Below are 286 nucleotides of genomic sequence, written 5' to 3'. Positions count from 1 at the left end.
GTTTTAGGTAGTTTCGGATATAATATCCCCATAAAACTAAATATTTCGTCTTTTATATCCCAACGACTTAAACGCTCTATGTTTGTTTCTCCATAATAAGTGTAAGAAGTTCCTTTGACATACTTATAGTATCCTGGTGCTGTTCCGCCATAAATTTTAGACTTTCCAGAAATAACTTTACCATTTTGAACCATATCGAAAGTTAAGTTTTCGTAAGTGTACCACTTTGTAATTATATCAAAAGTTATCTTTTCGCTGAAAGTTCCGTTCTTGCCATAACCCTCTG

Annotated in this window: 1 protein-coding gene; it reads right to left on the bottom strand. The window is 33.2% G+C overall.

The features are described from left to right. Positions 1–286: phage baseplate protein (locus L979_RS15605; protein WP_047692892.1), on the bottom strand; the 286-nt coding region annotated here is incomplete at both ends.

It is taken from the genome of Kocuria sp. ZOR0020 (assembly GCF_000800955.1).
GTDB classification, from domain to species: Bacteria; Actinomycetota; Actinomycetes; order Actinomycetales; family Micrococcaceae; genus Kocuria; species Kocuria subflava.
This window is presented reverse-complemented; position numbering and strand designations above follow the sequence as displayed.